This window comes from Nocardioides aquaticus (genome assembly GCF_018459925.1).
Classification (GTDB): domain Bacteria; phylum Actinomycetota; class Actinomycetes; order Propionibacteriales; family Nocardioidaceae; genus Nocardioides; species Nocardioides aquaticus.
In genome coordinates this window covers 3,504,879-3,527,227 of record NZ_CP075371.1, presented here as the reverse complement: position 1 = coordinate 3,527,227, position 22,349 = coordinate 3,504,879, and the positions used below count along the sequence as shown (strand labels likewise).

The window sequence follows — 22,349 nt, the reverse complement described above, 5'->3', positions numbered from 1 at the left end:
CGTCGCAGGATCTCGACCAACGTGCCTGGGCATCACAGCTAGGACTCCGCCGAGACCGGGTCCGACACCGGCGCCGAGACCGGGTCCGAGACCGGGTCCGGAACGGGCGCCGGCTCCAGGACGTGGTGCTCCACCGTCCCGGCCAGGTGCGCGAGCCGGGAGCGCAGCACGTCGGGGGAGCGGACCTGGCTGGCGTGCGCGCCGATCGCCGCGACCTTGCGGTCGCGCTCGGCGTCGCTCAGGGAGAGCTGCACCATCCGGTCCCACGGCGCCTCGCCGGGGTCGGCGTCCAGCCAGAGCCGGACGGGGAACTCGACGAGACGGGCGCCGGCGGCGGCCGCGGCGGTAGCGGCGGCACGGCCCGCGGAGCGGTGGTCCGGGTGCGGGTCCTCGCGCCAGGGCGCGGCGACCAGCGTGCGTCCGCCCTGCCCGAGGGTCTCGGTGAGGTAGGCCGAGATCTGGGGCTCGCACTCGTCGAGGTGACCGTCCTGGGCGCCGAGGAAGACCACGGGGGCGCCGGGGGCGAGCAGGTCGACGGCCGCCTCCATCTCGGCCAGGCGCATCCGGGCCAGGGCGTGGCGGCTGCCGTCGGTGACGGCGGGGTCGGCGGCCTCGCCCGCGGTGAGCAGGGCGACGTAGACCTGCATGCCGCGGTCGTGCGCCCGGGCGATGAGCCCTCCCGCGCCGATGCTCTCGTCGTCGGGGTGGGCCGCGACCACGACGAGCCGGTCGTACCGGTCGTCGAGGCCGAGGTCGGGGAGCCGCCCCCACCGGGGGTGGTCCTGGAGTCCCCCACCTGCTCCGCGCTCATCCCCGGGACTTTAGGCCCCTCGGGCGCGGGAGGAAACCTCCCGCCGGGTGGATCGGCGCCGGCGGCCTCAGCCCAGCTCGACGAGGGCGACCCCGGCCAGCACGACCGCCATCCCGGCGACCATCTGCGGGGTGAGCGGGTCGCGGAACAGCACGCGACCGGCGACCGCGGTGAGCACGATGCCGAGCGCGGCCCAGACGCCGTAGGCCACCCCCACCGGCATGCCGCGCTGCAGCACCACGGCGAGCAGTCCGAGGGCCAGCAGGTACGCGGTCGCGGTCGCCGCCACCCAGGCCGGCCGGCGCAGCCCGCGGGACTGGCGCAGGGACAGCGTGCCGGAGACCTCGGCGACCACGGCGAGCACCAGCAGCGCCGCGGTCACCGGTCGGCCCCGTCCTGGTGCGAGGCGGCCCGGGCGATCGTGGCGCGGTGCGCGCCGAGCTCGACCACGACGACGCCGACGACGATCAGCGCGATGCCGATGCCCACGAGGGGGGTCAGCGCCTCGCCGAAGAGCGGCGCGGCGAGCACCGCGGTGGCGGCGACGCCGGTGGCGGCCCACACGGCGTAGGCCACCCCGACCGGCATCCCGGCCTCGAGGGTGCGGGCCAGCAGGCCGAAGGCGGTGAGGTAGCCGACGACCGTCAGGGCGTACCAGGCCGGCTGGTCGACGGCGGCCCGGAGCGCGAGGGTCGCGGTGACCTCGCTGACGATGGCTGCGGCCAGCGGCAGCCGGGGTCCGGCCAGGCGGCCCGGGCCCCGGCGGTGGTGGTGGCGGGTCACGGGGCCGGCTCCAACAGGCGGCGGACCTCGGCGACGACGTCGTCCATCCCGGGCTGGCCGTCGGCGCCCGGGGCGAAGAGGCCGGTGGCGCGGGCCAGCCAGAGGCCGTCGGCTGCGAGGCGGGCCGCGCAGAGCCGCGCGCGCAGGTCCGGGTCGGGGCAGTCGGACAGGTCGAACCAGGGCGCGAACACCTCGCGCCAGGGACCGGCGTGGTGCGGTCGGTAGAGCGCGTCGGCGAAGACGGACACGTCGGCGGTGCTGAGGTCCCCGCCGACGGCGACCTCGACGTAGGCCCGGGTGCGCTCCGCGGGGGAGAGGCCCTCCGGACCGCCGCCGGCCACGGCGCGCATCGCGGCCACGCACCGACGGGCGGCGTGGCCGACCACCCCGAGGACGAGCTCCTCGCGGGTGGCGAAGTGGTACATCACGCCGGCCTTGGTCAGGCCGGCCTCCCGGGCGGTGGCGTCGTACGAGATCTCGGCGCCGCCCTCCCGGTCGAGCAGCCGCAGGGCGGCGTCGAGCACGGCGGTGCGATGGCTGGGCCTCATGAATCAAACTATACCGTACGTACGGTCAAGTTCGGGGGTGGAGGGGGGTCCAGGGGGCGGTGGACGGCGGTCGGCAACTCCGGTATCTATGGGCGGTCGGTCGATCACCGGCCGGCTCGCGAGGGCCGTCGCGCCATCTCGGAGGCCCGCCCATGCCGAAGTACTCGTCCGCCCAGAGCCTGCAGGACGGCCTGGACGTCCGACCCCAGTTCAGCCGGGACGGCGCGGTCGTCGACATCCCGCGCCGACGGATGGCGGAGAGCTCGGTCGACCCCGAGACGGCCTACCACGTGATCGCGGACGAGCTGATGCTCGACGGCCACGCCCGCCTCAACGTGGCGACGTTCGGCACGACCTGGATGGAGCCGCAGGCCGAGAAGCTGATGGCCGAGGCCGCGGACAAGAACCTGGTCGACCGCGACGAGTACCCGCAGACCGCGCAGCTCGAGGACCGCTGCCTCGACATCATCGCCGACTTCTGGAACGCCCCCGAGCCCGACAACCCCATCGGCTGCTCGACCATCGGCTCCTCCGAGGGCTGCATGCTCGCGGGCATGGCGCTGAAGTGGCGCTGGAAGGAGCGCCAGGAGAAGGCCGGGAAGTCCACCGCCAACCCGAAGCTGATCGTCGGCGCGAACGTGCAGGTCTGCTGGCACAAGTTCTGCCGCTACTGGGAGGTCGAGCCGGTCGAGGTGCCGATCCGCCCGGGCGAGACCACCCTGCACCCCGAGGACGTCGCCGCTGCGTGCGACGAGGACACGATCGGCGTCATCGGCATCCTCGGTTCCACCTTCGACGGTGCCTACGAGGACATCGCCGGGATGGCCAAGGCGCTCGACAAGCTCGAGATCGAGACCGGAACGTACGTCCCGATCCACGTCGACGCCGCGTCCGGCGGGCTCTTCGCCCCCTTCGTCGACCCCGAGCTGGTGTGGGACTTCCGCATCGAGCGCGTGCAGTCGATCAACGCCTCCGGCCACAAGTACGGACTGGTCTACCCCGGCGTCGGCTGGGTGCTGTGGCGCAACGAGGAGGCCCGGCCCGAGGGCCTGGTGTTCCGCGTCGACTACCTCGGCGGCGACCACCCCACGATGTCGCTGAACTTCACCAAGCCCGGCTCCGGCGTCGTCGCGCAGTACTACCAGTTCGTGCGCCTGGGCTACGAGGGCTTCAAGCGGGTCCACCAGCACAGCCGCGACATCGCCCAGATGATGGCCGCGGCCATCGACGGCATGGACGAGTTCGAGGTGATCGCCGACGGCAGCGACCTGCCGGTGGTCGCGTTCTGCTTCAAGGGCGCCAACACCACGTCCGGGAAGCCGAAGAAGGACAGCTACGCCGCGAACGTGCAGTACACGCTGAACGACGTCGCCGACTGGATGAAGCAGGGCGGCTGGGCCGTCCCGGCGTACAACTTCTGCGCCGACCGGGAGAACCTGGAGATCATCCGGATCGTGGTCCGCAACGCCTTCAGCCGCGACCTGGCGCAGATGTTCCTGATGGAGCTCGGCCGGGCCGTGGGCCGCTGCGACGGCACGGGCGAGGACGCGGGGCGCGCGTTCCGGCACTGATCGCGGCGCGAGGCAGGAATGCCGCGGATCGCTGCGAACTGTTCGCAGCGATCCGCGGCACTGACGCATCGGTGACCAGGTGGCGCCCCCGGCAGGACTCGAACCTGCGACCGGCGGATTAGAAGGCCGCTGCTCTATCCAGCTGAGCTACGGGGGCGGGCATCGTCATCATGCCTGATCCGGGGTCCCGTGGAGGTCGGTGAGGGTCAGCGACTCGCGGGGCTCGTCGCGGCGGTCGACCCGGGTCAGGAGGGTCAGCACGGGCGCGGTCTTCCGCGCACCTGGACGCAGCCGACGGCCGCGAGGTTGCCGCGAGATGGACCTTCCCACCTGGAACGTTGGACCATCAGGTGTGACCGCGACGGGTTACGCTCCGCGGCGGTGACACCGGGCCCGGATGCTGAGGACGAGACATGGACCTGCACGGCGGCAGCAGCAGTGGATCGACATCCAGGAGAACGCCGCGATGGGGTTGAACTGACGGTGCCGACGGTCGAGACGATCCTGAACAAGGGTTTCAGCAACGGCCAACCCTGGGACCGCACGGCGGTCCGGAGGGCCATGATGCTCTGGTTGCTCCCGGTCTGTGCGGTCGTCATCGCCGTGGCCGGTTACACCTACTACCGTGGCGAGGCCGTGGCCGACTACCCGGTGGGCTACGTCGTATCCAACGACAGCGACTGCACCCTCGTCCTCGCCGAGCGCCCGGACGGACCCCCGGTGGAGACCGTGCGGCAGAACAGTGGGGGCAGGCTCGGCTCGTGCGGCGGCCTGGACGAGAACCAGGCGGTCTACTACGACCCCGGCACAGGGCAGCAGACCTTCGGTACCGAGAGCAACGTCGTCGGTATCGTCGCGTCCCTCGTCGCCGCAGCGCTGGCCGGTGTCCCGGGCGCCCTGGCGTGGACCGCCACGTTGCAGAAGCGCGAGGCCCGGCGGCGGCCGGGCGGGGCGGGCGGCTGACGGTGCCGACGGTCGAGACGATCATGAACCGGGGCTTCAGCAACGGGCAGCCCTGGGACCGGACGCCGCTGCGCAAGGCGGTGATGCTGCTGGTCCTGCCCCTGGCCGCACTGGTCATCGCCGTGGCAGGTGCCGCGATCATCTACGACGACGTCACGGCGGACTACCCCGTGGGCTATGTCGTGTCGAGCTCGGAGGACTGCACGCTCGTCGTCGCCGAGCGCCCCGACGGACCACCGGTCGCCACCGTCCAGCAGAGCAGCGGTGGTCGCCTGGGGACGTGCGGCGGGCTGGACGAGAACCAGGAGGTCTACTACGACCTCGGGCGCGGGGTCCAGGCGTTCGGCCCCGACAACAACGTGGTCGGGATGGTCGTCCTGCCCGTCGTGGTCCTGCTCGTCGCGGTGCCCGGGGCCCTCGCGTGGACGCACACGCTGCAGAAGCGGCGCGCGCGCGGGCGATCAGCCGCCTGACGACAGGCGACCGGGCCGACCCGCGGGACGTCGTGCCCGTCGGGACCCGGGCGGGGCAGTAGCGTCCACGGCACCACCGAGGACCGACAGAGGACGACCATGGACACCCCCACCCGTCGCAGGATGCGATCGACCACCGTCGCGATCGGCGTGACCGCCGTGATGGCCAGCGGCCTGACCGGCTGCTCGTCCTCCGCCGACTACGCCGCGGTCTGCGTCGACCCCGAGACCGAGGAGCGCGTCGACGACGACTCCTGCGACGACGAGCAGGACGACTACAACGGCACCGGGTCCGGCTTCTTCTGGTACTACCTGGCGGCGAGCCGGACGGTGCCCGCGCTCGGCTCCGGGGTCTCGGGAGGCACGTTCAACGGGTCCTCGCTGTCCGGGACCGTCCAGCGCGGCGGGCTGCCCACTACGGGCGGCAGCACCGTGAAGTCATCGACGACCAAGGGCGGGTTCGGCGGCATCAGTCGCGGCATCTCCTCCTGACCAGCCCGCACCGACAAAGGACCGAACCAAGATGACCTTCCTCGACCTCTTCGTCGCGCTCTACCACGCCGTCGTGTACGCCGTTATCGCCGGCGCGATGCTCGTGGTGTCCTACTACGTGCTCGACCTGGTCACCCCCGGCCACCTGGGTTCGCACCTGCGCGGCGTCGACGAGACCGGCACCGAGTCCGTGCACGCCCAGTCCCGCTCCGCGGGCCTGGTCACCTCGGCCTGGCTGGTCTCGAACGCGCTGGTCCTCTTCACCGCCATCTGGACCAACGGGGAGACGGACCTCGGGTGGGCGCTGCTCTGGACCGTGTCGTTCGGTGCGCTCGGCATCCTGCTGAACACGGTGATGTTCTTCGCCATCGAGGCGATCACCCCGGGCAACCTGCGCAAGATCGTGTGCGAGCCGGGCCCGGTCCGGCCCCTCGCCTACGTCGCCGCGGCGACGGCGGTCTCGGTGGCGGCCATCGTGAGCGCGAGCATCGCCTGATGTGGCGCCACCGGATCCGGCCCCGCAAGGACTGGGAACGGATCGTCACCGAGCAGGGCCTGATCTTCCCCGTCACCACGAAGGACGACGGCACCACCGTGCCCTACTGGAACGAGTCGGCCTGGTACGAGGTCACCATGGACGAGGTCGAGCGCCTGGAGTCGGCCACGGAGGAGCTGTGGGCGTTGTGCATCGATGCCGTCGCCCACATGGTCTCGCCCGGGTCCGGGATGACCGACGCCCGGCTCGGCCTGCCGGCCGGCAGCCTGGACCTGGTCCGCCGGTCGGTCGAGGCCGGGCACAAGTCCGTCTACGCCCGTTTCGACCTCGTCTACGGCGCCGACGGCTCCCTCAAGATGCTCGAGATCAACGGTGACACCCCCACCGGGCTCGTCGAGACCGCGGTCGCCCAGTGGCGCTGGCTCGAGGACGTCCTCCCCGACGCCGACCAGTGGAACTCCGTGCACGACCGGCTGGTCGCCCGGTGGGCCGAGCTGCGGACCTCCGGGGCCATCGAGGGCGACCACGTCCACTTCGTCTACCACCTCGGCGGCGGCGCGGAGTACGACGACGGCGAGCTCGAGATGACCATCCACTACATGATGGACACCGCCATCCAGGCCGGTCTGACGGTGATGGCGCACCCCGTGTCCGAGGTCGGCTGGAACCCCGACCACCGCGAGTTCCGCGACGCCCACGACCTCCCCCTGCGCAACGTCTTCAAGCTGTACCCGTGGGAGGACATGCTGGGGGAGAGGTTCGGGCAGATGATCCTGGAGGGTCGCGAGGCCAGGCCGGTCACCTGGTTCGAGCCGGCCTGGAAGGCCCTGCTGTCGACCAAGGCGATCCTCCCGGTGCTGTGGGAGCGGAACCCGGGCCACCGGCACCTCCTGCCGGCGTACTTCGACGAGCCGCGCGACCTGCTGCAGTGGGTGGCCAAGCCGCTCCACGGCCGGGAGGGCGACAACGTCCGCGTCCACCTCGCGGACGGCAGCGAGGACGTGCAGATGCCGGGTGCGTACGGCGCCGAGGGCTTCGTCTACCAGGGGTACGCCGAGCTGCCGAGCTACGAGGGCAACCGCGTCGTCATCGGGTCCTGGGTCGTCGGCGGTGAGGCCGCCGGCATGCTCGTGCGCGAGTCCGACGGCCTCGTCACCGACTACTACAGCCGGGTGGTCCCGCACGTCATCAGCGACACCGTCAGCCCCGACCCGGCCCAGGTCCGGGCCTGGCTGGCCGACCGCGTCGGTGCCGACGTGCCGACCCTGCCGGCCTCCTGACTGTCGTGGCGACCGCCGAGGACCTCCTCGACCGGGGCTTCAGCAACGGGCAGCCGTGGGACCGCACGTGGTGGCGGAAGGCGCTCCTGCTCTGGGCGTGCCCGATCGGCGCCCTGGTCATCGGTGTGTCCGGTGCGTTCCTCGTCCGCGACAGGCTGGCCGCGGACTACTCGCTCGGCTACGTCGTGTCGAACGACGCCGACTGCACGCTGGTCGTCGCCGCGACGCCGGGCGGCCCCCCGGTCGAGACCGTCGAGCAGAACAGTGGCGGGCGCCTGGGCACGTGCGGAGGACTGGACGTCGACCAGGAGGTCTTCTACGACCCGGGCCGCGGGATCCAGGTCTTCGGCGACGACGACACCGAGGTGGGGTTCGTGGTGTTCCCGGTCATGGCGTTGTTGGGCGCGGTGCCGGGTGCCCTCGCCTGGACCGCCACGGTGCAGAAGCGCCGGGCCCGCCGCCGGCCTGCCGCGAACGGCGGGTGACCAGGGATGCCCACCATCGAGACGATGCTCGACAAGGGGTTCGGCACGGGTGGCAAGCCCTGGGACAGCACCGCGTGGCGCAGGTTCGTGCTGCTGTGGCTGTGCCCGGTCTGCGCCGTCGTGATCGGCGTCTCCGGCGGCTTCATCATGCACGAGCGCCTCACCGCGGACGATCCCTCCGGCTACGTCGTGTCGAGCTCGCCGGAGTGCGTGCTGGTCATCGCCGACCGTCCTGACGGGCCGCCGGTCGAGACCGTCCAGGAGGCCAGCGGCGGGCGGTTCGGCACCTGCGGGGGCCTGGAGGAGAACGCTCTCGTCCACTACGACCCGGGCGAGGGGATCCAGGTGCCCGGTCCGGACGACACCAAGGCCGGGTTCGTCGCGTTCCCTGTGTTCACGCTGCTGGCAGGCGTGCCGGGCGCCCTGGCCTGGACCCACACCCTGCAGAAGCGTCGGGCCCGCCGCAGGTCGGCGTCGCACACCCCTGGGGACCGCCCACGTCACTGACACCATGACGACCATGAGCATCGCGTTGTCCCTGGTCGGTGGTGTGCTCCTGATCGGCCTGATCATCGCGGCCAACGGCTACTTCGTGGCCCAGGAGTTCTCCTACATGGCCGTCGACCGCTCGCGCCTCAACGCGCTGGCGGCCCAGGGCGACAGGTCGGCCAAGCGGACCCTGCAGATCACCGACCGCACGTCCTTCATGCTCTCCGGGGCTCAGCTCGGCATCACCGTCACGGGCCTGATGGTCGGGTACGCCGCCGAGCCGCTGATCGGCTCTGCCGTCGGCGAGCTGCTGGGCGGGGTCGGGGTGCCGACCGGGACCGGCATCGCGATCGGCACCGTCGGCACGCTGGTGGTGGCGACGTTCGCGCAGATGCTCTTCGGGGAGCTGTTCCCCAAGAACCTCTCGATCGCCCGGCCGTACGCCGTGGCCCAGCGGCTCTCCGGCTCGACCCTGGTCTACATGCGTGCCTTCGGGTGGGTGATCCGCTTCTTCGACGCGGCCTCCAACGGCCTGCTCCGGCTGCTGCGGATCGAGCCCGTCCACGACGTCGCCCACTCGGCCAACCTGCACGACCTCCAGCGCATCGTCAGCGCGTCGAAGGACGCCGGCGAGCTGCCGCCCGAGCTCAGCCTGGTCCTGGACCGGATGATCGACTTCCCCGAGCGCGACGTCGACCACGCACTCGTCCCGCGCTCCCGCGTCGACGTCTTCGACGCCGGCACCGACCTGCGCGAGGTGCTGCAGGTGATGGAGGGCGGCCACTCCCGCTACCCCGTGCTCGACGCCCACGGCGAGGTCGTCGGGGTGGTCCACCTCGTCGACGTCATCGAGGCGCTGCGGCCGTGCGAGGACCACGCCCCCGAGGGCCCGACGGTGACCGTGGGCGAGGTCAGCCGCGAGGCGACCGTGCTGCCGACCCTGATGCGCCTGCCCGACGCCCTGGCCGCGATGACCGAGGCCGGCGACCAGCTGGCCTGCGTCGTCGACGAGTACGGCGGGTTCGCCGGCATCATCACCCTCGAGGACCTCGTCGAGGAGGTCGTCGGGGAGATCACCGACGAGCACGACGGCGACGAGGAGCCGCACCTGGTGCCCGACGCCTCCGCCCGGGCCTGGACCGTGCGCGGCGACGCCCCCCTCGACGAGGTCGAGCGCGAGGTCGGCGCGGTGCTCCCGCGCGGTGACTTCGAGACCGTCGCCGGCATGGTCATCGCCGAGCACGGCGCGCTGCCGGCCGAGGGCGACACCGTCGAGGTCCACCTGCCACCGGACCCGCTCGAGCTCGCCCACTCCGAGCACCCGCCCGAGCGCACGCTGCGTGCGGAGGTCCTCGAGGTCGAGCACCACGTGCCCACCCACCTGCGCCTGGAGCTGGTCGGCGCGCCGCTGCCGGGCGAGGACGACACCGACCAGGACCACACCGACCAGAACCACACCGACCAGACCGAGGAGGTCAGCCGATGACCGGGTTCGCCGCCATCCCCGCGACCGTCGCGATCATCGTGCTGAGCGCCTTCTTCGTCTCCGTCGAGTTCGCCAGCATCGCCTCGCGCCGCACCCGGCTCGAGGAGGCCGCCACCCACAGCAAGGCCTCGCGCGCCGCCCTGCGCAGCGCCTCGGAGGTCTCCGTCCTCCTGGCCGGCTGCCAGCTGGGCATCACCGCCTGCACCCTGGCGCTCGGCGCCATCACCGAACCGGCCATCGAGCACGCCCTCGAGCCGCTGCTCGAGCAGGTCGGGCTCCCGGGGTGGCTGTCCTACGCGGTCGCCTTCGGCCTCGCGCTGGTGGTCACCACGTTCCTGCACCTCGTCGTCGGGGAGATGGCCCCGAAGTCCTGGGCGATCAGCCACCCCGAGAGGTCGGCCACGTTGTTCGCGATCCCGATGCGCGGCTTCATGTGGCTCTTCCGTCCCGTGCTGGCCCTGCTCAACAACGCCGCGAACGGCCTCGTCCGCCGGGTCGGGGTCGAGCCGGTCGACGAGGTGGCCATCGAGCAGAACCCCGACGACCTGCGCCAGCTGGTCCAGCACTCCGTCGAGACGGGGGACCTGGACGCCCGGTCGTCCGCGCAGCTCTCCGGCGCGCTCGAGATGTCGCAGGCCACCCTGGACGACCTGACCAGCAGCTCCCGGTTGGTCGGCGTGCCGGTCGGGGCGACCGTCGGGGACGCGCAGCAGCAGGCCCGCGAGTCCGGGCACCTGAGGATCCTGGTCGGTCCGGCCGAGGAGCCGTCCGGGGTCGTGCACGTGCGCGACACCCTCACCGCCGCCGCACAGGAGCCGGTCGCGGCCTACGTGCGCGACCTGCACGAGCTGGACGGCGCCACGACCGTGCTGGACGCGATGTCCACCCTGCGCGCCGCCGGCACCCAGATCGCGGTCGTGCACCGCGCGGACGGCGGGTCGACCGTGGTGACGCTGGCCGACCTGCTGTCCCGCCTGATGCCGGCCGCGGCCACGCCCGAGCGGGCCGAGGAGCACTAGGACCCCGCAGGCCTCAGCCCCGCAGGCGCGCCATCCAGGCCTCGACCTCGTCGGCGCCGCGGGGCAGCGACGCCGACAGGTTCTCGCTGCCGTCGGCCGTCACCAGCACGTCGTCCTCGATCCTGATCCCGGTGCCGCGCAGCTCCTCGGGCACCAGCAGGTCGTCCTCCTGGAAGTACAGCCCCGGCTCGACCGTGAGCACCATGCCCTCGGCGAGCACACCCTTGGCGTACGCCTCCGGTGCCGCCCGGCCGCAGTCGTGGACGTCCATCCCGAGCATGTGGCTCGTGCCGTGCAGGGTCCAGCGCGCGTACACCTTGGACTCGGGGTCCAGCGCCTCCTCGGCGCTGACCGGCAGCAGACCCAGGTCGGCCAGCGCGTGCGCCAGCACCTCCATCGAGGCCTCGTGGACCGACGCGAACCGCGCCCCGGGCCGTACGGCGTCGATGCCGGCCTGCTGGGCGGCGAGGACGACGTCGTACAGCTCGCGCTGGCGCGCGGTCCACCGGCCGTCGACCGGCAGGGTGCGGGTCACGTCGGCGGTGTAGAGGTTGCGGCCCTCGACGCCCATGTCGAGCAGGACCAGCTCCCCGGGCGTGATCGACCCGGAGTTCTCGATCCAGTGCAGCGTCGTGGCGTGCTTGCCGCCGCCCACGATCGAGTCGTAGCCGATGTCGTTGCCCATCGCCCGGGCCCGGCGGAAGAAGGTGCCCTCGATCCAGCGCTCGCCGTGCTCCAGCACGCGGTCCCACTCCCGGACCGAGTCCTCGAACCCGAGCGCGGTGACGTCGCAGGCCTCCCGCAGCTCGCCGACCTCCCAGTCGTCCTTCACCAGACGCATCTCCGAGGCCACCCGCCCGAGCTCGTCGTCGAGCCCGGCGTCGGGGGCCACGATCCGGTCGACCGCCGACGAGAGCCCGCGCAGCACCCGGGTCTTGGCGGCGCCGCGACGCTGCAGGTCGTCCTCGAGGGTGTCCAGGTGGCGCACCTCGAGACCGAGGGACGACGACATCTCGTGGATCGAGGGCCGGCGCCCCGCCCACAGCTCGCCGTACTGCCGGTCGCGGAAGAACTCGTCGGTGTCGCGCGAGGAGCGCGGGCGCGCGTAGAGGACCTCGGCGCCGTCCTCCACGACCAGGACCGCGTCGGTGGTCTGGTTCCCGGAGAAGTACGTGTGCGCGGTGTCGGGACGGAACCGGTAGTCGGTGTCGTTCGAGCGCACCTTGAAGGTGCCCGCCGGCAGCACCAGCCGCTCGCCGGGGAACGCCTCGGCCAGGCGTCGGCGACGCGCGGCGGCGTACGGCGCGACCGGGTGGGCGGGCAGGTCGAGCTCGCGCTCGCCCCAGCCGGTGCGCATGAAGTCGCGGTAGGCCCGCGGGACGGCCGGGTCGTGCGACTCGGTGCCGACCTCGGGCTCGGCGGCGGTCGGGGCGGTGGGGTCAGCGATGTCGTGCTCGTCCTTGCTCACCCCGGCAGCCTACGACCGGTCACGACGGGCGGGGCCGGGGTCGGCCTTCGTTACGCTTCGCCCATGCCGGCCCCCCGCCGCGACAGCGTCGCCTTCACGGTCACCGTCGCCGTCCTGGTGGCGCTCGGGGCCCTCGCTGTCCTGCTGCTCCTCGCGCTCTCGGGCGCACCCCGGATCACCCTGGTCGCCGCGGTGGCCGCCGCGGTGCCGGTGGTCCCGCTCGTGGCCTGCTACCTGTGGCTCGACCGCTACGAGCCGGAGCCTCGCGGGCTGCTGCTGGCCGGCCTGGCCTGGGGCGCCTTCGTGGCCACCGTCGCGGCCGTGGTGCTCGGCGGGATCGGCGGGCTGGTGATCGGCTACGACGAGACCGCCTCGCTGGCCGTGGTGGCCCCGGTGACCGAGGAGGCCAGCAAGGGCGTCTTCCTGCTCCTGCTGCTGTGGTGGCGCCGCGCCGAGCTCGACGGGCTGCTCGACGGCCTCGTCTACGCGGGCATGGTCGGCATCGGGTTCGCCTTCACCGAGAACATCCTCTACCTCGCCGCCGCCTACAACGGCACCGACGGCGCCGGCCCCGGGGGAGTGGCCGGGCTGACCACGCTGTTCGTGGTGCGCTGCGTGCTCAGCCCCTTCGCCCACCCGCTGTTCACCGCCTTCATCGGCATCGGCGTCGGGCTCGCCGTGTCCAGCCGGTCTCGGTCGGTGCGCGTCGGCGCGCCGCTGCTCGGCTACCTCGCCGCGGTGCTGGCCCACGGGCTGTGGAACGGCTCGACGGTGGCCGGGCTGGGGGGCTTCGTCGGCGTCTACGTCGTGCTGATGCTGCCCGCGCTGGCCGGGATCGTCGCCCTGGCGGTCTGGGCGCGTCGCTCCGAGCGGGTGATGCTGCTCGCCGCGCTGGGTGACGCCGCCCAGCGCGGCCTGGTGCCCGCGACCGACATCGGGTGGGTCGTCGACCTGCCGGCGCGTCGCGCCGCACGACTCCACGCCCGCGAGACCGGGGGCCGCGCGGCGGAGCGGGCGATGCGCGACTACCAGCAGGCCGTGATCGAGCTCGGCTTCCTCCACCACCGCCTGCTGCGTGGCACCGCACCCGACGACTGGCAGGCTCGGGGGCAGGCCCACGTCCTCCGCATCCGAGCGGTGCGACCTGCCGTAGCCTTCCCCGGACAGGTGGTACCGACCCGATGACCCAGATGGTGACCGCGCTCGTGCGGCTCCGCAGCGCGCTCCAGGCGGCCGAGCTGCCCCTCGACCTCGCCGGGGTCGAGGCGGCGCGCGACTCCCGGCGCGCCATGATCGACCAGCTCGAGGACTACGTCATCCCCCGCCTGATGACGCTCGACGCACCGCTGCTCACCGTGGTCGGCGGCTCCACCGGCGCCGGCAAGTCCACGCTGGTCAACTCCCTGGTCGGGCACCGGGTGACCACGCCGGGCGTGCTCCGCCCGACCACCCGCTCGCCGGTGCTGGTGCACCACCCCGACGACGCGGCGTGGTTCGGCCAGGACCGGCTGCTGCCGGACCTGGCCCGCGTGACCCACTCGACGAACGACCCGGCCGCGCTCCAGCTGGTCGCGACCACGGCCGTCCCCGCCGGCCTGGCCGTGCTCGACGCCCCCGACGTCGACTCGGTCGAGGAGCGCAACCGCCAGCTGGCCGCCCAGCTGCTCGCCGCCGCCGACCTCTGGCTCTTCGTCACCTCGGCGGCCCGCTACGCCGACCAGGTGCCGTGGGGCTTCCTCAAGCAGGCCGCGGAGCGCTCGACGGCCGTGGCCGTGGTCCTCGACCGCACGCCCGAGGACGCCGTCGCCACCGTCTCCTCCCACCTCGCCCGGATGCTCGCCAGCCGCGGGCTCAAGGACTCCCCGCTCTTCACCGTGGCCGAGGGCCCCGTCGACGAGGAGGGCCTGCTGCCGCCGGCCCACGTCGCACCGGTGCGGGCGTGGCTGGAGAACCTCGCCGGGGACACGGCCGCGCGCGCCGCGGTGGTCCAGCAGACGCTCGAGGGCGCCGTGCGCGACGTCGCCCGACGGTCCCACCCCGTCGCCGACGCGGTGGCCGAGCAGGCACGCGCCACCGGGACGCTGCACGACGACGTGGACCGTGCTCACGACGAGGCCGTCGACGCCGTCAACCGCGCCTGCGCCGACGGCACCCTGCTGCGGGGCGAGGTGCTCGCCCGCTGGCAGGAGTTCGTGGGCACCGGCGACCTGCTGCGCTCGCTGGAGACCAAGGTCGGCTGGCTGCGCGACCGCGTGGTCAGCGCGGTCAAGGGCAAGCCCCGGCAGGCCGAGCAGGTCACGGTGGCCGTCGAGTCCGGCCTGGAGACCCTCATCCTCGAGCACGCCGAGGCCGCCGCCGAGCGGGCCGAGTCCGCGTGGCGGCAGAGCCCGGCCGGCCGCGCGCTGCTCGAGCGCGGCGACCGCGACCTCGGCCGCGCCTCCCGCGACCTGCGCCGCCAGACCGAGCGAGCGGTGCGCGAGTGGCAGTCCGACGTGCTCGAGATGGTCCGCACCGAGGGCGCCGACAAGCGCAGCACGGCCCGTTTCCTGGCCTTCGGCGTCAACGGCCTCTCGGTCGCGCTGATGGTGGTCGTCTTCGCCAGCACCGCCGGGGTCACCGGGACCGAGGTCGGCATCGCCGGCGGCTCGGCGGTGCTCGGCCAGAAGCTGCTCGAGGCCGTCTTCGGCGACCAGGCCGTACGCCGCCTCGCCGAGCGCGCCAAGCGCTCGCTGGACCAGCGGCTGCGTGCGCTGCTCGAGGGCGAGCGCGCCCGCTTCACCGACCTGCTCGACGAGCAGGGGCTCGCGCCCGGCGCGGCCGAGCGGCTGCGCGAGGCCGCCCGCAAGGTCGACGACCAGCGCTTCGCGGCCCGCCGCCACGGCGGCGTGGCCGCGCCCCCGCAGACCACCCAGGAGAGGACCACGTGACGACGCTGCTGGAGGGGGCCCGCAAGCTGGTCACCCGGGGCACCGAGCTCGGGACCCGCATCGAGGCGCTGGAGCTCGCCGCGCAGGGCGCGCGCGGACGGCTCGACGACGGCGTCGTCGACGAGGCCGCCGCCGCCGCGCACCGCGCGGCGTCGCGGATGCGGCTCTCCGCCCGGCACACCGTGGTCGGGATCGCCGGCGCGACGGGGTCGGGCAAGTCCTCGACCTACAACGCGCTGACCGGCCTCGAGCTCTCCGCCGTCGGGGTCCGCCGCCCGACCACCTCGTGGGCCTCGGCCTGCGTGTGGGGGCACGAGGACGCCGAGGAGCTGCTGGAGTGGCTCGGCATCCCGCCGCGCCACCGGACCGCCCGCGACTCGATGCTCGACGAGCGCCGTGACGACCGCCAGCTCGACGGGGTCGTCCTGCTGGACCTCCCGGACCACGACTCGACCGAGGTCAGCCACCACCTCGAGGTCGACCGGCTCGTGCAGCTCACCGACCTGCTCGTCTGGGTCCTCGACCCCCAGAAGTACGCCGACGCCGCGATCCACGACCGCTACCTCGCTCCGCTGCAGTCGCACCGCGACGTGATGGTGGTGGTGCTCAACCACATCGACACCGTGCCCGAGGACCAGCGCGAGGCGATGGTCGCCGACGTCCGCCGGCTGCTCGCGGCCGACGGGCTGTCCGCCGTGCCGGTCTACGCCGTCAGCGCCCGGCACGGGATCGGCATCGAGGACCTGCGCGGCGAGATCGCCGGACGGGTGCGCGACAAGGCCTCCACCCGGCTGCGGCTCGAGGCCGACCTGCGCGCGGTGGCCGAACGGATGGCCGAGCAGAGCGGCGAGGGGCAGGCCCGCAGCCTGTCCGAGCAGCGGGTGCGCGAGCTGGAGGGCGCCCTGGCCGACGCGGCCGGCGTCCCCACGGTGGTCGAGGCGGTCGAGCGGTCCACCCGGGTGCGCGGGGGTCAGGCCACCGGCTGGCCGGTCGTCAGCTGGGTCGCCCGGCTCCGCCCGGACCCGCTCAAGCGGCTCCACCTCGACCTCGGTGACGCCGGGCGCCAGCTCACCGGGCTCTCCCGCACCTCCCTGCCGGCCACGACCCCGGTCCAGCGGGCGCGGGTCGACACCGAGGTGCGGGCCCTGGCCGACGAGGCCGCCGCCGGTCTCGGCCGGCCCTGGGCGGCCTCGGTGCGGCGCGCCTCGACCTCACGGCTCGACGACCTCGGCGACCGGCTCGACGCGGCGATGGCCTCGACCGACCTGCAGGTCGACCGCCTGCCGTGGTGGACCCGCGCCGTCCGGGGACTGCAGTGGCTGCTGCTGGTGACCGGCGCCGCCGGGCTGGCCTGGCTGCTGGTCCTCGCCGTGCTCGGGTTCCTCGGTCTCCCCGAGGTGGCCACGCCGTCGGCCGGTGGCCTCCCGGCGCCCACGGTGATGCTGCTCGGCGGGGTGCTGCTGGGCATCCTGCTCGGCCTGGCCGGTCGCGTCCTGGTCCGGGCCACCGCCCGCTCGCGGGCCAGGACGGCGGACAAGCGGCTGCGCAGAGCGGTGGCCGAGGTGGCCACCGAGCTGGTGGTGGCACCGGTCTCCGCCGAGCTGGCCGCGCACGCCCAGGTGCGCGAGGCGCTCGCGACGATCCGGCGCGGCTGACCTCACCGTCCCGCCCCCGGCCCGGGTCGGGTGGGGTCGGGTGGGGTCGGGAACCCTCCACAGCGGCCCGGGCGGCACGCCCGTCCACCAGCGCCGCCGCGCCGGTCGCCCCGGCGCGGGCACCGGCCGCAGGCTGGTGCCGTGCCCGTCGCCGGCGGGCGGGGAGGACGGACCGATGAGCAACGAGACCCTGGTGACGCTGCAGGGCTGGATCGGCGGGGAGGTCGCGCTGCGCCTGGCCGGCGACGTCCCGGTGACCAGCTTCCGGGTGGGCTGCACCCCGCGCCGCTGGAACCGACGCACCGAGACCTGGGGCGACGCCGAGACGCAGTGGTACACGGTGAACGCCTGGCGCGGCCTGGCCGAGAACTGCGCCGCCTCGCTCCACAAGGGTCAGCCGGTCGTGGTCCACGGTCGGCTGGCGGCCCGCACCTGGACGGGCAAGGACGGCGTGGCGGTCACCACCCACGAGGTGGAGGCGGTCCTCGTGGGCCACGACCTGGCCCGCGGCAGCACCGTCTTCACCCGGACCGCGGCGGCCACCCCCGCGGAGCCGGGGGAGCACGTCGCTGCGTAGGCTCGTGAGCATGGCGGAGTATGTGTTCACCCTGCACAAGGTGCGGAAGGCCCACGGCGAGAAGGTCGTCCTCGACAACGTCACGATGTCGTTCCTGCACGGAGCGAAGATCGGCGTCGTCGGACCCAACGGGGCCGGCAAGTCGACCCTGCTGAAGATCATGGCCGGGCTGGACCACGCCAACAACGGCGAGGCCGTCAAGGACCCCGACGCCACGGTGGGCATGCTGCAGCAGGAGCCGCCCCTGACCGAGGGTCGCACGGTGCTGGAGAACGTCCAGGAGGCCGTCGGCGAGGTCAAGGGCAAGCTGGACCGCTACAACGAGATCTCCGAGGCGATGGCCGACCCGGAGGCCGACTTCGACAAGCTCCTCGCCGAGATGGGCGACCTGCAGACCGACCTCGACAACGCCGGCGCCTGGGACCTCGACTCCCGCCTGGACCAGGCCATGGACGCCCTGCGCTGCCCCCCGGCCGACAGCCTGGTGGACCACCTCTCCGGTGGTGAGCGCCGCCGCGTCGCGCTGTGCAAGCTGCTGCTCCAGCAGCCCGACCTGCTGCTGCTCGACGAGCCCACCAACCACCTCGACGCCGAGTCGGTGCAGTGGCTGGAGGGGCACCTGAAGAACTACCCGGGCGCCGTGCTGGCCGTGACCCACGACCGGTACTTCCTCGACAACGTCGCCGAGTGGATCGCCGAGGTCGACCGAGGTCAGATCCACGGCTACGAGGGCAACTACTCCACCTACCTGGAGACCAAGAAGGACCGGCTCAAGATCGAGGGCCAGAAGGACGTCAAGCGCGCCCGGATGCTCGAGCGCGAGCTGGAGTGGGTGCGCTCGAACGCCAAGGCCCGCCAGACCAAGAGCCGCTCGCGCCTCGCGCGCTACGAGGAGATGGCCGCCGAGGCCGACCGGGCGCGCAAGATCGACACCTCCGAGATCAACATCCCCGCCGGGCCCCGCCTGGGCGACGTGGTGCTCGAGGCGCGCGACCTCACCAAGGGCTTCGACGACCGGGTGCTGATCGGCGACCTGTCCTTCTCCCTGCCCCGCGCCGGGATCGTCGGCGTGATCGGGCCCAACGGCGTCGGCAAGACGACGCTGTTCCGGATGATCACCGACCAGGAGCAGCCCGACGCGGGCAGCCTCGACGTCGGCCAGACCGTCAAGATCTCCTACGTCGACCAGAGTCGCGGTGGCCTCGACGGCACCAAGAACGTGTGGGAGGTCGTCTCGGACGGCCTGGACTACATCAAGGTCGCGAACTTCGAGATGAACTCACGTGCCTACGTGGCCTCGTTCGGCTTCAAGGGCCCCGACCAGCAGAAGAAGTCCGGGGTGCTCTCCGGCGGGGAGCGCAACCGGCTCAACCTGGCGCTCACCCTGAAGATGGGCGGCAACCTGCTGCTGCTCGACGAGCCCACCAACGACCTCGACGTCGAGACGCTCTCGTCGCTGGAGGACGCCCTGCTGGAGTTCCCCGGCTGCGCCGTCGTCACCTCGCACGACCGGTGGTTCCTGGACCGCGTCGCCACCCACATCCTGGCGTGGGAGGGCGAGGGGGACGAGCCCGGCCGCTGGTTCTGGTTCGAGGGCAACTTCGCGTCGTACGAGGAGAACAAGATCGAGCGCCTCGGCGCCGACGCCGCCCGCCCGCACCGGGTCACCCACCGGCGCCTGACCCGCGACTGAGGCGGCTCAGGCCTCCCGGATCTCCATCTCCGGGTGCCCGGCGATCAGGTGGTCGCAGACCGCGTCCATGACGCGGCCGAGCGCCGCCACCTCGCCGGGCCCGGCGAGGTCGAGCAGGTGGCGGCGCACCCCGAGCACGTGGGTGGGCGCGGTCTTCTCGAGCACGGCCAGCCCCTCGTCGGTCATCACCGCGTCGACGCCGCGACCGTCCTCGGGGGAGTCCTCCCGGCGGACCAGGCGCCGCCCCTCCATCCGCTTGATGGTGTGGGTGACGCGGCTCCGGCTGTGCGCCAGCGCGTCGGCGAGCTGCGCCATCCGCATCCGGCCGTCCCGCTCGGAGAGCCGGACCAGGATGGAGTACTCGGTGAAGGTCAGCCCGTGCCGACGCTCCAGCTCGTCGTTGAGGCGGCCGAAGAGGAGCTCGGAGCCGAGGACCAGCGCGCGCCAGGCGTGCTGCTCGTCGTCGTCGAGCCACGGGGTCGGGGCACGACCGGCGTCACCGGCGTCGCCGGGCACCTCGTCCCCGACCCCGGGCCCGGTGGTCAGACCCGCTCCAGGATGAGGGCCATGCCCTGGCCGCCGCCGACGCACATGGTGATCAGGCCGGTCGACTTGTCGTGGAAGTCCAGCGAGTTCAGCATCGTGTTCTGCAGGCGGGCGCCGGTCATCCCGAACGGGTGGCCCACGGCGATCGCACCGCCGTTGACGTTGAGCCGGTCGAGGTCGATGCCGAGGTCCTGGTAGGACGGGACCACCTGGGCCGCGAACGCCTCGTTGATCTCGACGAGGTCGATGTCGCCGATGCTCATCCCGGCCAGGGCCAGGGCGCGCTGGGTCGCCTCGACCGGGCCGAGGCCCATGATCTCGGGCGAGAGGCCGGACACGCCGGTGGACACGATCCGTGCCAGCGGGGTCAGGCCGAGCTCGGCGGCCTTCGTGTCGGACATGATCACCACGGCCGCGGCGCCGTCGTTGAGCGGGCAGCAGTTGGCGGCGGTGACGACGCCGTCGGCGCGGAAGACCGGCTTGAGGTCCTTGATCGCGTCGTAGGTGACGCCGGCCCGGGGGCCGTCGTCGGCGGTCACGACCGTGCCGTCGGGAGTCGTCACCGGGGTGATCTCGCGCTGCCAGAAGCCGTTGGCGATCGCCTTCTCGGCGAGGTTCTGCGACCGGACGCCGAACTCGTCGAGCTCCTGCCGGCTCAGACCCCGGCTGGTGGCGAGGTTCTCCGCGGTCTGACCCATCGCGATGTAGACGTCGGGCAGCGCCCCGTCCTGGCGGGGGTCGTGCCACGCGGCGTTGCTCTCCGCGGTGGCCTTCGTCCGCGACTGCGCGTCGTCGAAGGCGTGGTTCACGGTGTCGGGCAGGTGGTCGGAGGTGCCCTTGAAGAAGCGGGAGACCATCTCGACGCCGGCGGAGACGAACACGTCGCCCTCGCCGGCCTTGATGGCGTGGAAGGCCATCCGGGTGGTCTGCACCGACGAGGCGCAGTAGCGGGTCACGGTGGCGCCGGGGACGCTGTCCATGCCGTTGAGCACGTTCACCACCCGTCCCATGTTGCTGCCGGACTCCCCGCCGGGGAGGCCGCAGCCGAGGTAGAGGTCGTCGACGCTGGCCGGGTCCAGCCCGGGCACCTTGTCCAGGGCGGCCCGGACGATCGTCGCCGCCAGGTCGTCGGGGCGCAGGTCCTTCAGCGAGCCCTTGTTGGCGCGTCCGATGGGCGAGCGCGTCGCGGCGACGATGACTGCTTCGGGCATGGGTGAGGCTCCGATCTGCCGGGGGCGGCGTCGGCTCCGACGCCTCCGGCCACCCTAGAGGAGCCGCCTTCTGACAGCATCGGTCCGTGCGCCACACGTACTTGTGCCCTCTGCGATGGGCCGACCTCGACGAGCTCGGTCACGTCAACAACGTCGTCTACGTCGACTACCTCCAGGAGGCCCGGGTCGAGCTGCTCCGCCTGCTGCGTCCCGGTGTCGTGCCGGGCTCTCCCGACGAGGCGGCGCAGGGCGAGGCCGCGCTGGTGGTCCGCCACGACATCGACTACCTCACCCCGCTCGTCCTCGACCGCGGCCCGCTGCACATCGAGGTCTGGGTGAGCGAGGTGCGCGCGGCCAGCTTCACGCTGCGCTACGAGCTGTTCCACCCCGAGCCGGACGGGGCGGACGGGGCGCGGCGCGTCTACGCCCGGGCGACGACCCTGCTCACGCCGTACGTCTTCGCCAGCGGGCGACCGCGCCGGCTGACCCCGGCCGAGCGCGAGGTGCTCGCCGGGTTCCTCGAGCCCGACGACCGACCGGCGGGGCCGCGACCCGGCGCCGTCGACGCCGAGCGGGCCACGGCCTACGAGCTGCGGGTGCGCTTCTCCGACGTCGACGTCTACCGCCACGTGAACAACGTCAAGTACGTCGAGTACCTCCAGGAGGCGCGGATCGCGATCGGCGACGCGCTGTGGCGCGACCCCGACACCGACGCCACCGGGGTGGTCGTCGGCCGCGCCGAGGTCGACTACCACCGCCCGATGGTGCTGCGTCCCGAGCACTACACCGTGCTGACCACCGTCTCCCGGCTCGGGACGAGGTCGATGGACCTGTCCTCGGAGATCCGCGACGGCGACGAGGTCTGCGCCCGGGGGCGGGTGGTGATGGTCTTCTTCGACCGCGAGCACGGCCGCTCCGTCGAGCCGTCGGCCCGGCTGCGCGCACGCCTGGAGGAGGCCCTGGCGAGGGGACGCGCCTACTGATCCTGCTGGTCGAAGGTGTTGACCATGAACTGCGCGGCGTGGGTGACGTAGTCCCAGAACTTCTCGTCCTGCTCGGGGGTCAGGTCGACCGAGTCCAGGCCGGCGCGGAAGTGCAGCAGCCAGTGGTCCTTGGCGACCGGGTCGACCTTGAACGGCGCGTGCCGCATCCGCAGCCGCGGGTGGCCGCGGGCGTCGGAGTACGTCGTGGGGCCGCCCCAGTACTGCATCAGGAAGGTCGCGAAGCGCTCCTCGGCCGGGCCGAGGTCCTGCTCGGGGTAGAGCGGGCGCAGCACCTCGTCGTCGGCCACGCCCTCGTAGAAGCGGTGGACGATGGCCCGGATGACCGGCTCGCCGCCGATCTCGTCGTAGTAGGTGCTCACGACTCCATCATCG

General features: G+C 73.0%; 24 protein-coding genes and 1 tRNA gene. 16 read left to right on the top strand and 9 right to left on the bottom strand.

The genetic code is table 11. The features are described 5' to 3' along the window. Positions 1–38: 38 nt before the first annotated feature. The 4 genes from ENKNEFLB_RS16990 to ENKNEFLB_RS16975 form a co-directional block, all read right to left on the bottom strand. Complete coding sequence (locus tag ENKNEFLB_RS16990; RefSeq protein WP_214056462.1) at positions 39–719, bottom strand: PIG-L deacetylase family protein; 681 nt, start codon at positions 717–719, stop codon at positions 39–41. Between the two features lie 159 nt (positions 720–878). Continuing rightward, a complete protein-coding gene (locus tag ENKNEFLB_RS16985) occupies positions 879–1,193 on the bottom strand; it encodes a DMT family transporter (protein ID WP_214056461.1) in 315 nt (104 codons plus the stop codon). Continuing rightward, positions 1,190–1,594 (bottom strand): DMT family transporter, encoded by a 405-nt coding sequence (locus ENKNEFLB_RS16980; RefSeq protein ID WP_246535627.1) that lies wholly within the window; start codon positions 1,592–1,594, stop codon positions 1,190–1,192. Before ENKNEFLB_RS16980 ends, ENKNEFLB_RS16985 begins: the two co-directional genes overlap by 4 nt. After that, entirely contained in the window at positions 1,591–2,142 is a 552-nt protein-coding gene (locus ENKNEFLB_RS16975) for a TetR/AcrR family transcriptional regulator (protein WP_214056460.1), read from the bottom strand. The genes ENKNEFLB_RS16980 and ENKNEFLB_RS16975 overlap by 4 nt, the downstream gene beginning before the upstream one ends. A gap of 152 nt (positions 2,143–2,294) precedes the next feature. On the opposite strand from ENKNEFLB_RS16975, the gene gad reads away from it, so the two are divergent. Then, positions 2,295–3,713 (top strand): glutamate decarboxylase, encoded by a 1,419-nt coding sequence (gene gad, locus ENKNEFLB_RS16970; RefSeq protein ID WP_214056459.1) that lies wholly within the window; start codon positions 2,295–2,297, stop codon positions 3,711–3,713. 80 nt (positions 3,714–3,793) lie between these two features. Here the strand turns inward: gad and ENKNEFLB_RS16965 are convergent. Next, a tRNA-Arg gene (locus ENKNEFLB_RS16965) sits at positions 3,794–3,870 on the bottom strand. A gap of 224 nt (positions 3,871–4,094) precedes the next feature. On the opposite strand from ENKNEFLB_RS16965, the gene ENKNEFLB_RS16960 reads away from it, so the two are divergent. The 9 genes from ENKNEFLB_RS16960 (at position 4,095) to ENKNEFLB_RS16920 (ending at position 10,896) form a co-directional block, all read left to right on the top strand. Beyond that, positions 4,095–4,676, top strand: a complete 582-nt coding sequence (locus ENKNEFLB_RS16960; RefSeq protein WP_214056458.1) for a hypothetical protein — start codon at positions 4,095–4,097, stop codon at positions 4,674–4,676. A 2-nt stretch (positions 4,677–4,678) separates the two neighbouring features. Continuing rightward, positions 4,679–5,149 carry a hypothetical protein gene (locus tag ENKNEFLB_RS16955; protein ID WP_214056457.1) on the top strand — a complete coding sequence of 157 codons (471 nt, stop codon included), beginning with the start codon at positions 4,679–4,681 and terminating at the stop codon, positions 5,147–5,149. Between the two features lie 99 nt (positions 5,150–5,248). Continuing rightward, positions 5,249–5,641 carry a hypothetical protein gene (locus ENKNEFLB_RS16950; RefSeq protein ID WP_246535626.1) on the top strand — a complete coding sequence of 131 codons (393 nt, stop codon included), beginning with the start codon at positions 5,249–5,251 and terminating at the stop codon, positions 5,639–5,641. A 31-nt stretch (positions 5,642–5,672) separates the two neighbouring features. After that, positions 5,673–6,137: a DUF350 domain-containing protein gene (locus tag ENKNEFLB_RS16945; protein ID WP_214056456.1), complete on the top strand. Its 465-nt coding sequence runs from the start codon at positions 5,673–5,675 to the stop codon at positions 6,135–6,137. Continuing rightward, entirely contained in the window at positions 6,137–7,417 is a 1,281-nt protein-coding gene (locus ENKNEFLB_RS16940) for a glutathionylspermidine synthase family protein (protein ID WP_214056455.1), read from the top strand. Before ENKNEFLB_RS16945 ends, ENKNEFLB_RS16940 begins: the two co-directional genes overlap by 1 nt. Positions 7,418–7,422: 5 nt before the next feature. After that, entirely contained in the window at positions 7,423–7,902 is a 480-nt protein-coding gene (locus ENKNEFLB_RS16935; protein WP_214056454.1) for a hypothetical protein, read from the top strand. Between the two features lie 6 nt (positions 7,903–7,908). After that, positions 7,909–8,409, top strand: coding sequence for a hypothetical protein (locus tag ENKNEFLB_RS16930; RefSeq protein WP_214056453.1), 501 nt, complete (start codon positions 7,909–7,911; stop codon positions 8,407–8,409). 13 nt (positions 8,410–8,422) lie between these two features. After that, the gene (locus ENKNEFLB_RS16925; RefSeq protein WP_214056452.1) at positions 8,423–9,877 is read left to right on the top strand and encodes a hemolysin family protein; all 1,455 of its coding nucleotides are present in this window, start codon (positions 8,423–8,425) and stop codon (positions 9,875–9,877) included. Next, on the top strand, positions 9,874–10,896 hold the full coding sequence (locus tag ENKNEFLB_RS16920) for a hemolysin family protein (RefSeq protein WP_214056451.1): 1,023 nt from the start codon (positions 9,874–9,876) through the stop codon (positions 10,894–10,896). The genes ENKNEFLB_RS16925 and ENKNEFLB_RS16920 overlap by 4 nt, the downstream gene beginning before the upstream one ends. Before the next feature lie 13 nt (positions 10,897–10,909). On the opposite strand, the gene ENKNEFLB_RS16915 is transcribed toward ENKNEFLB_RS16920, so the two are convergent. Continuing rightward, positions 10,910–12,364, bottom strand: a complete 1,455-nt coding sequence (locus ENKNEFLB_RS16915; RefSeq protein WP_246535625.1) for an aminopeptidase P family protein — start codon at positions 12,362–12,364, stop codon at positions 10,910–10,912. Between the two features lie 63 nt (positions 12,365–12,427). Between ENKNEFLB_RS16915 and ENKNEFLB_RS16910 the strand changes: the two genes are divergently transcribed. The 5 genes from ENKNEFLB_RS16910 (at position 12,428) to ettA (ending at position 19,216) form a co-directional block, all read left to right on the top strand. After that, positions 12,428–13,549, top strand: coding sequence for a PrsW family intramembrane metalloprotease (locus ENKNEFLB_RS16910; protein ID WP_214056450.1), 1,122 nt, complete (start codon positions 12,428–12,430; stop codon positions 13,547–13,549). Then, entirely contained in the window at positions 13,546–15,291 is a 1,746-nt protein-coding gene (locus ENKNEFLB_RS16905) for a GTPase domain-containing protein (RefSeq protein WP_246535624.1), read from the top strand. The genes ENKNEFLB_RS16910 and ENKNEFLB_RS16905 overlap by 4 nt, the downstream gene beginning before the upstream one ends. Beyond that, positions 15,288–16,946 (top strand): GTPase, encoded by a 1,659-nt coding sequence (locus tag ENKNEFLB_RS16900; protein WP_214056449.1) that lies wholly within the window; start codon positions 15,288–15,290, stop codon positions 16,944–16,946. Before ENKNEFLB_RS16905 ends, ENKNEFLB_RS16900 begins: the two co-directional genes overlap by 4 nt. Positions 16,947–17,121: 175 nt before the next feature. Then, positions 17,122–17,523, top strand: a complete 402-nt coding sequence (locus tag ENKNEFLB_RS16895) for a single-stranded DNA-binding protein (RefSeq protein WP_214056448.1) — start codon at positions 17,122–17,124, stop codon at positions 17,521–17,523. Positions 17,524–17,533: 10 nt separating this feature from the next. Continuing rightward, complete coding sequence (gene ettA / locus ENKNEFLB_RS16890; RefSeq protein ID WP_214056447.1) at positions 17,534–19,216, top strand: energy-dependent translational throttle protein EttA; 1,683 nt, start codon at positions 17,534–17,536, stop codon at positions 19,214–19,216. 6 nt (positions 19,217–19,222) lie between these two features. On the opposite strand, the gene ENKNEFLB_RS16885 is transcribed toward ettA, so the two are convergent. Continuing rightward, entirely contained in the window at positions 19,223–19,732 is a 510-nt protein-coding gene (locus ENKNEFLB_RS16885; protein ID WP_214056446.1) for a MarR family winged helix-turn-helix transcriptional regulator, read from the bottom strand. Positions 19,733–19,758: 26 nt separating this feature from the next. Then, positions 19,759–20,973, bottom strand: coding sequence for an acetyl-CoA C-acetyltransferase (locus ENKNEFLB_RS16880; protein WP_214056445.1), 1,215 nt, complete (start codon positions 20,971–20,973; stop codon positions 19,759–19,761). Between the two features lie 86 nt (positions 20,974–21,059). Here ENKNEFLB_RS16880 and ENKNEFLB_RS16875 point away from each other — a divergent pair, with 86 nt between their 5' ends. Then, positions 21,060–21,956 carry an acyl-CoA thioesterase gene (locus ENKNEFLB_RS16875; RefSeq protein WP_246535623.1) on the top strand — a complete coding sequence of 299 codons (897 nt, stop codon included), beginning with the start codon at positions 21,060–21,062 and terminating at the stop codon, positions 21,954–21,956. Here the strand turns inward: ENKNEFLB_RS16875 and ENKNEFLB_RS16870 are convergent. After that, on the bottom strand, positions 21,950–22,336 hold the full coding sequence (locus ENKNEFLB_RS16870) for a globin (protein WP_214056444.1): 387 nt from the start codon (positions 22,334–22,336) through the stop codon (positions 21,950–21,952). The two genes, ENKNEFLB_RS16875 and ENKNEFLB_RS16870, sit on opposite strands and share 7 nt — an antisense overlap. Between the last annotated feature and the right edge of the window lie 13 nt (positions 22,337–22,349).

Coding starts and splice junctions, on each gene's coding strand:
- ENKNEFLB_RS16950 (WP_246535626.1), top strand. CDS start 5,249: ATGGACACCCCCACCCGTCGCAGGATGCGATCGACCACCGTCGCGATC.
- ENKNEFLB_RS16895 (WP_214056448.1), top strand. CDS start 17,122: ATGAGCAACGAGACCCTGGTGACGCTGCAGGGCTGGATCGGCGGGGAG.
- gad (WP_214056459.1), top strand. CDS start 2,295: ATGCCGAAGTACTCGTCCGCCCAGAGCCTGCAGGACGGCCTGGACGTC.
- ENKNEFLB_RS16905 (WP_246535624.1), top strand. CDS start 13,546: ATGACCCAGATGGTGACCGCGCTCGTGCGGCTCCGCAGCGCGCTCCAG.
- ENKNEFLB_RS16975 (WP_214056460.1), bottom strand. CDS start 2,142: ATGAGGCCCAGCCATCGCACCGCCGTGCTCGACGCCGCCCTGCGGCTG.
- ENKNEFLB_RS16930 (WP_214056453.1), top strand. CDS start 7,909: ATGCCCACCATCGAGACGATGCTCGACAAGGGGTTCGGCACGGGTGGC.
- ENKNEFLB_RS16880 (WP_214056445.1), bottom strand. CDS start 20,973: ATGCCCGAAGCAGTCATCGTCGCCGCGACGCGCTCGCCCATCGGACGC.
- ENKNEFLB_RS16910 (WP_214056450.1), top strand. CDS start 12,428: ATGCCGGCCCCCCGCCGCGACAGCGTCGCCTTCACGGTCACCGTCGCC.
- ettA (WP_214056447.1), top strand. CDS start 17,534: ATGGCGGAGTATGTGTTCACCCTGCACAAGGTGCGGAAGGCCCACGGC.
- ENKNEFLB_RS16925 (WP_214056452.1), top strand. CDS start 8,423: ATGAGCATCGCGTTGTCCCTGGTCGGTGGTGTGCTCCTGATCGGCCTG.
- ENKNEFLB_RS16940 (WP_214056455.1), top strand. CDS start 6,137: ATGTGGCGCCACCGGATCCGGCCCCGCAAGGACTGGGAACGGATCGTC.
- ENKNEFLB_RS16920 (WP_214056451.1), top strand. CDS start 9,874: ATGACCGGGTTCGCCGCCATCCCCGCGACCGTCGCGATCATCGTGCTG.
- ENKNEFLB_RS16945 (WP_214056456.1), top strand. CDS start 5,673: ATGACCTTCCTCGACCTCTTCGTCGCGCTCTACCACGCCGTCGTGTAC.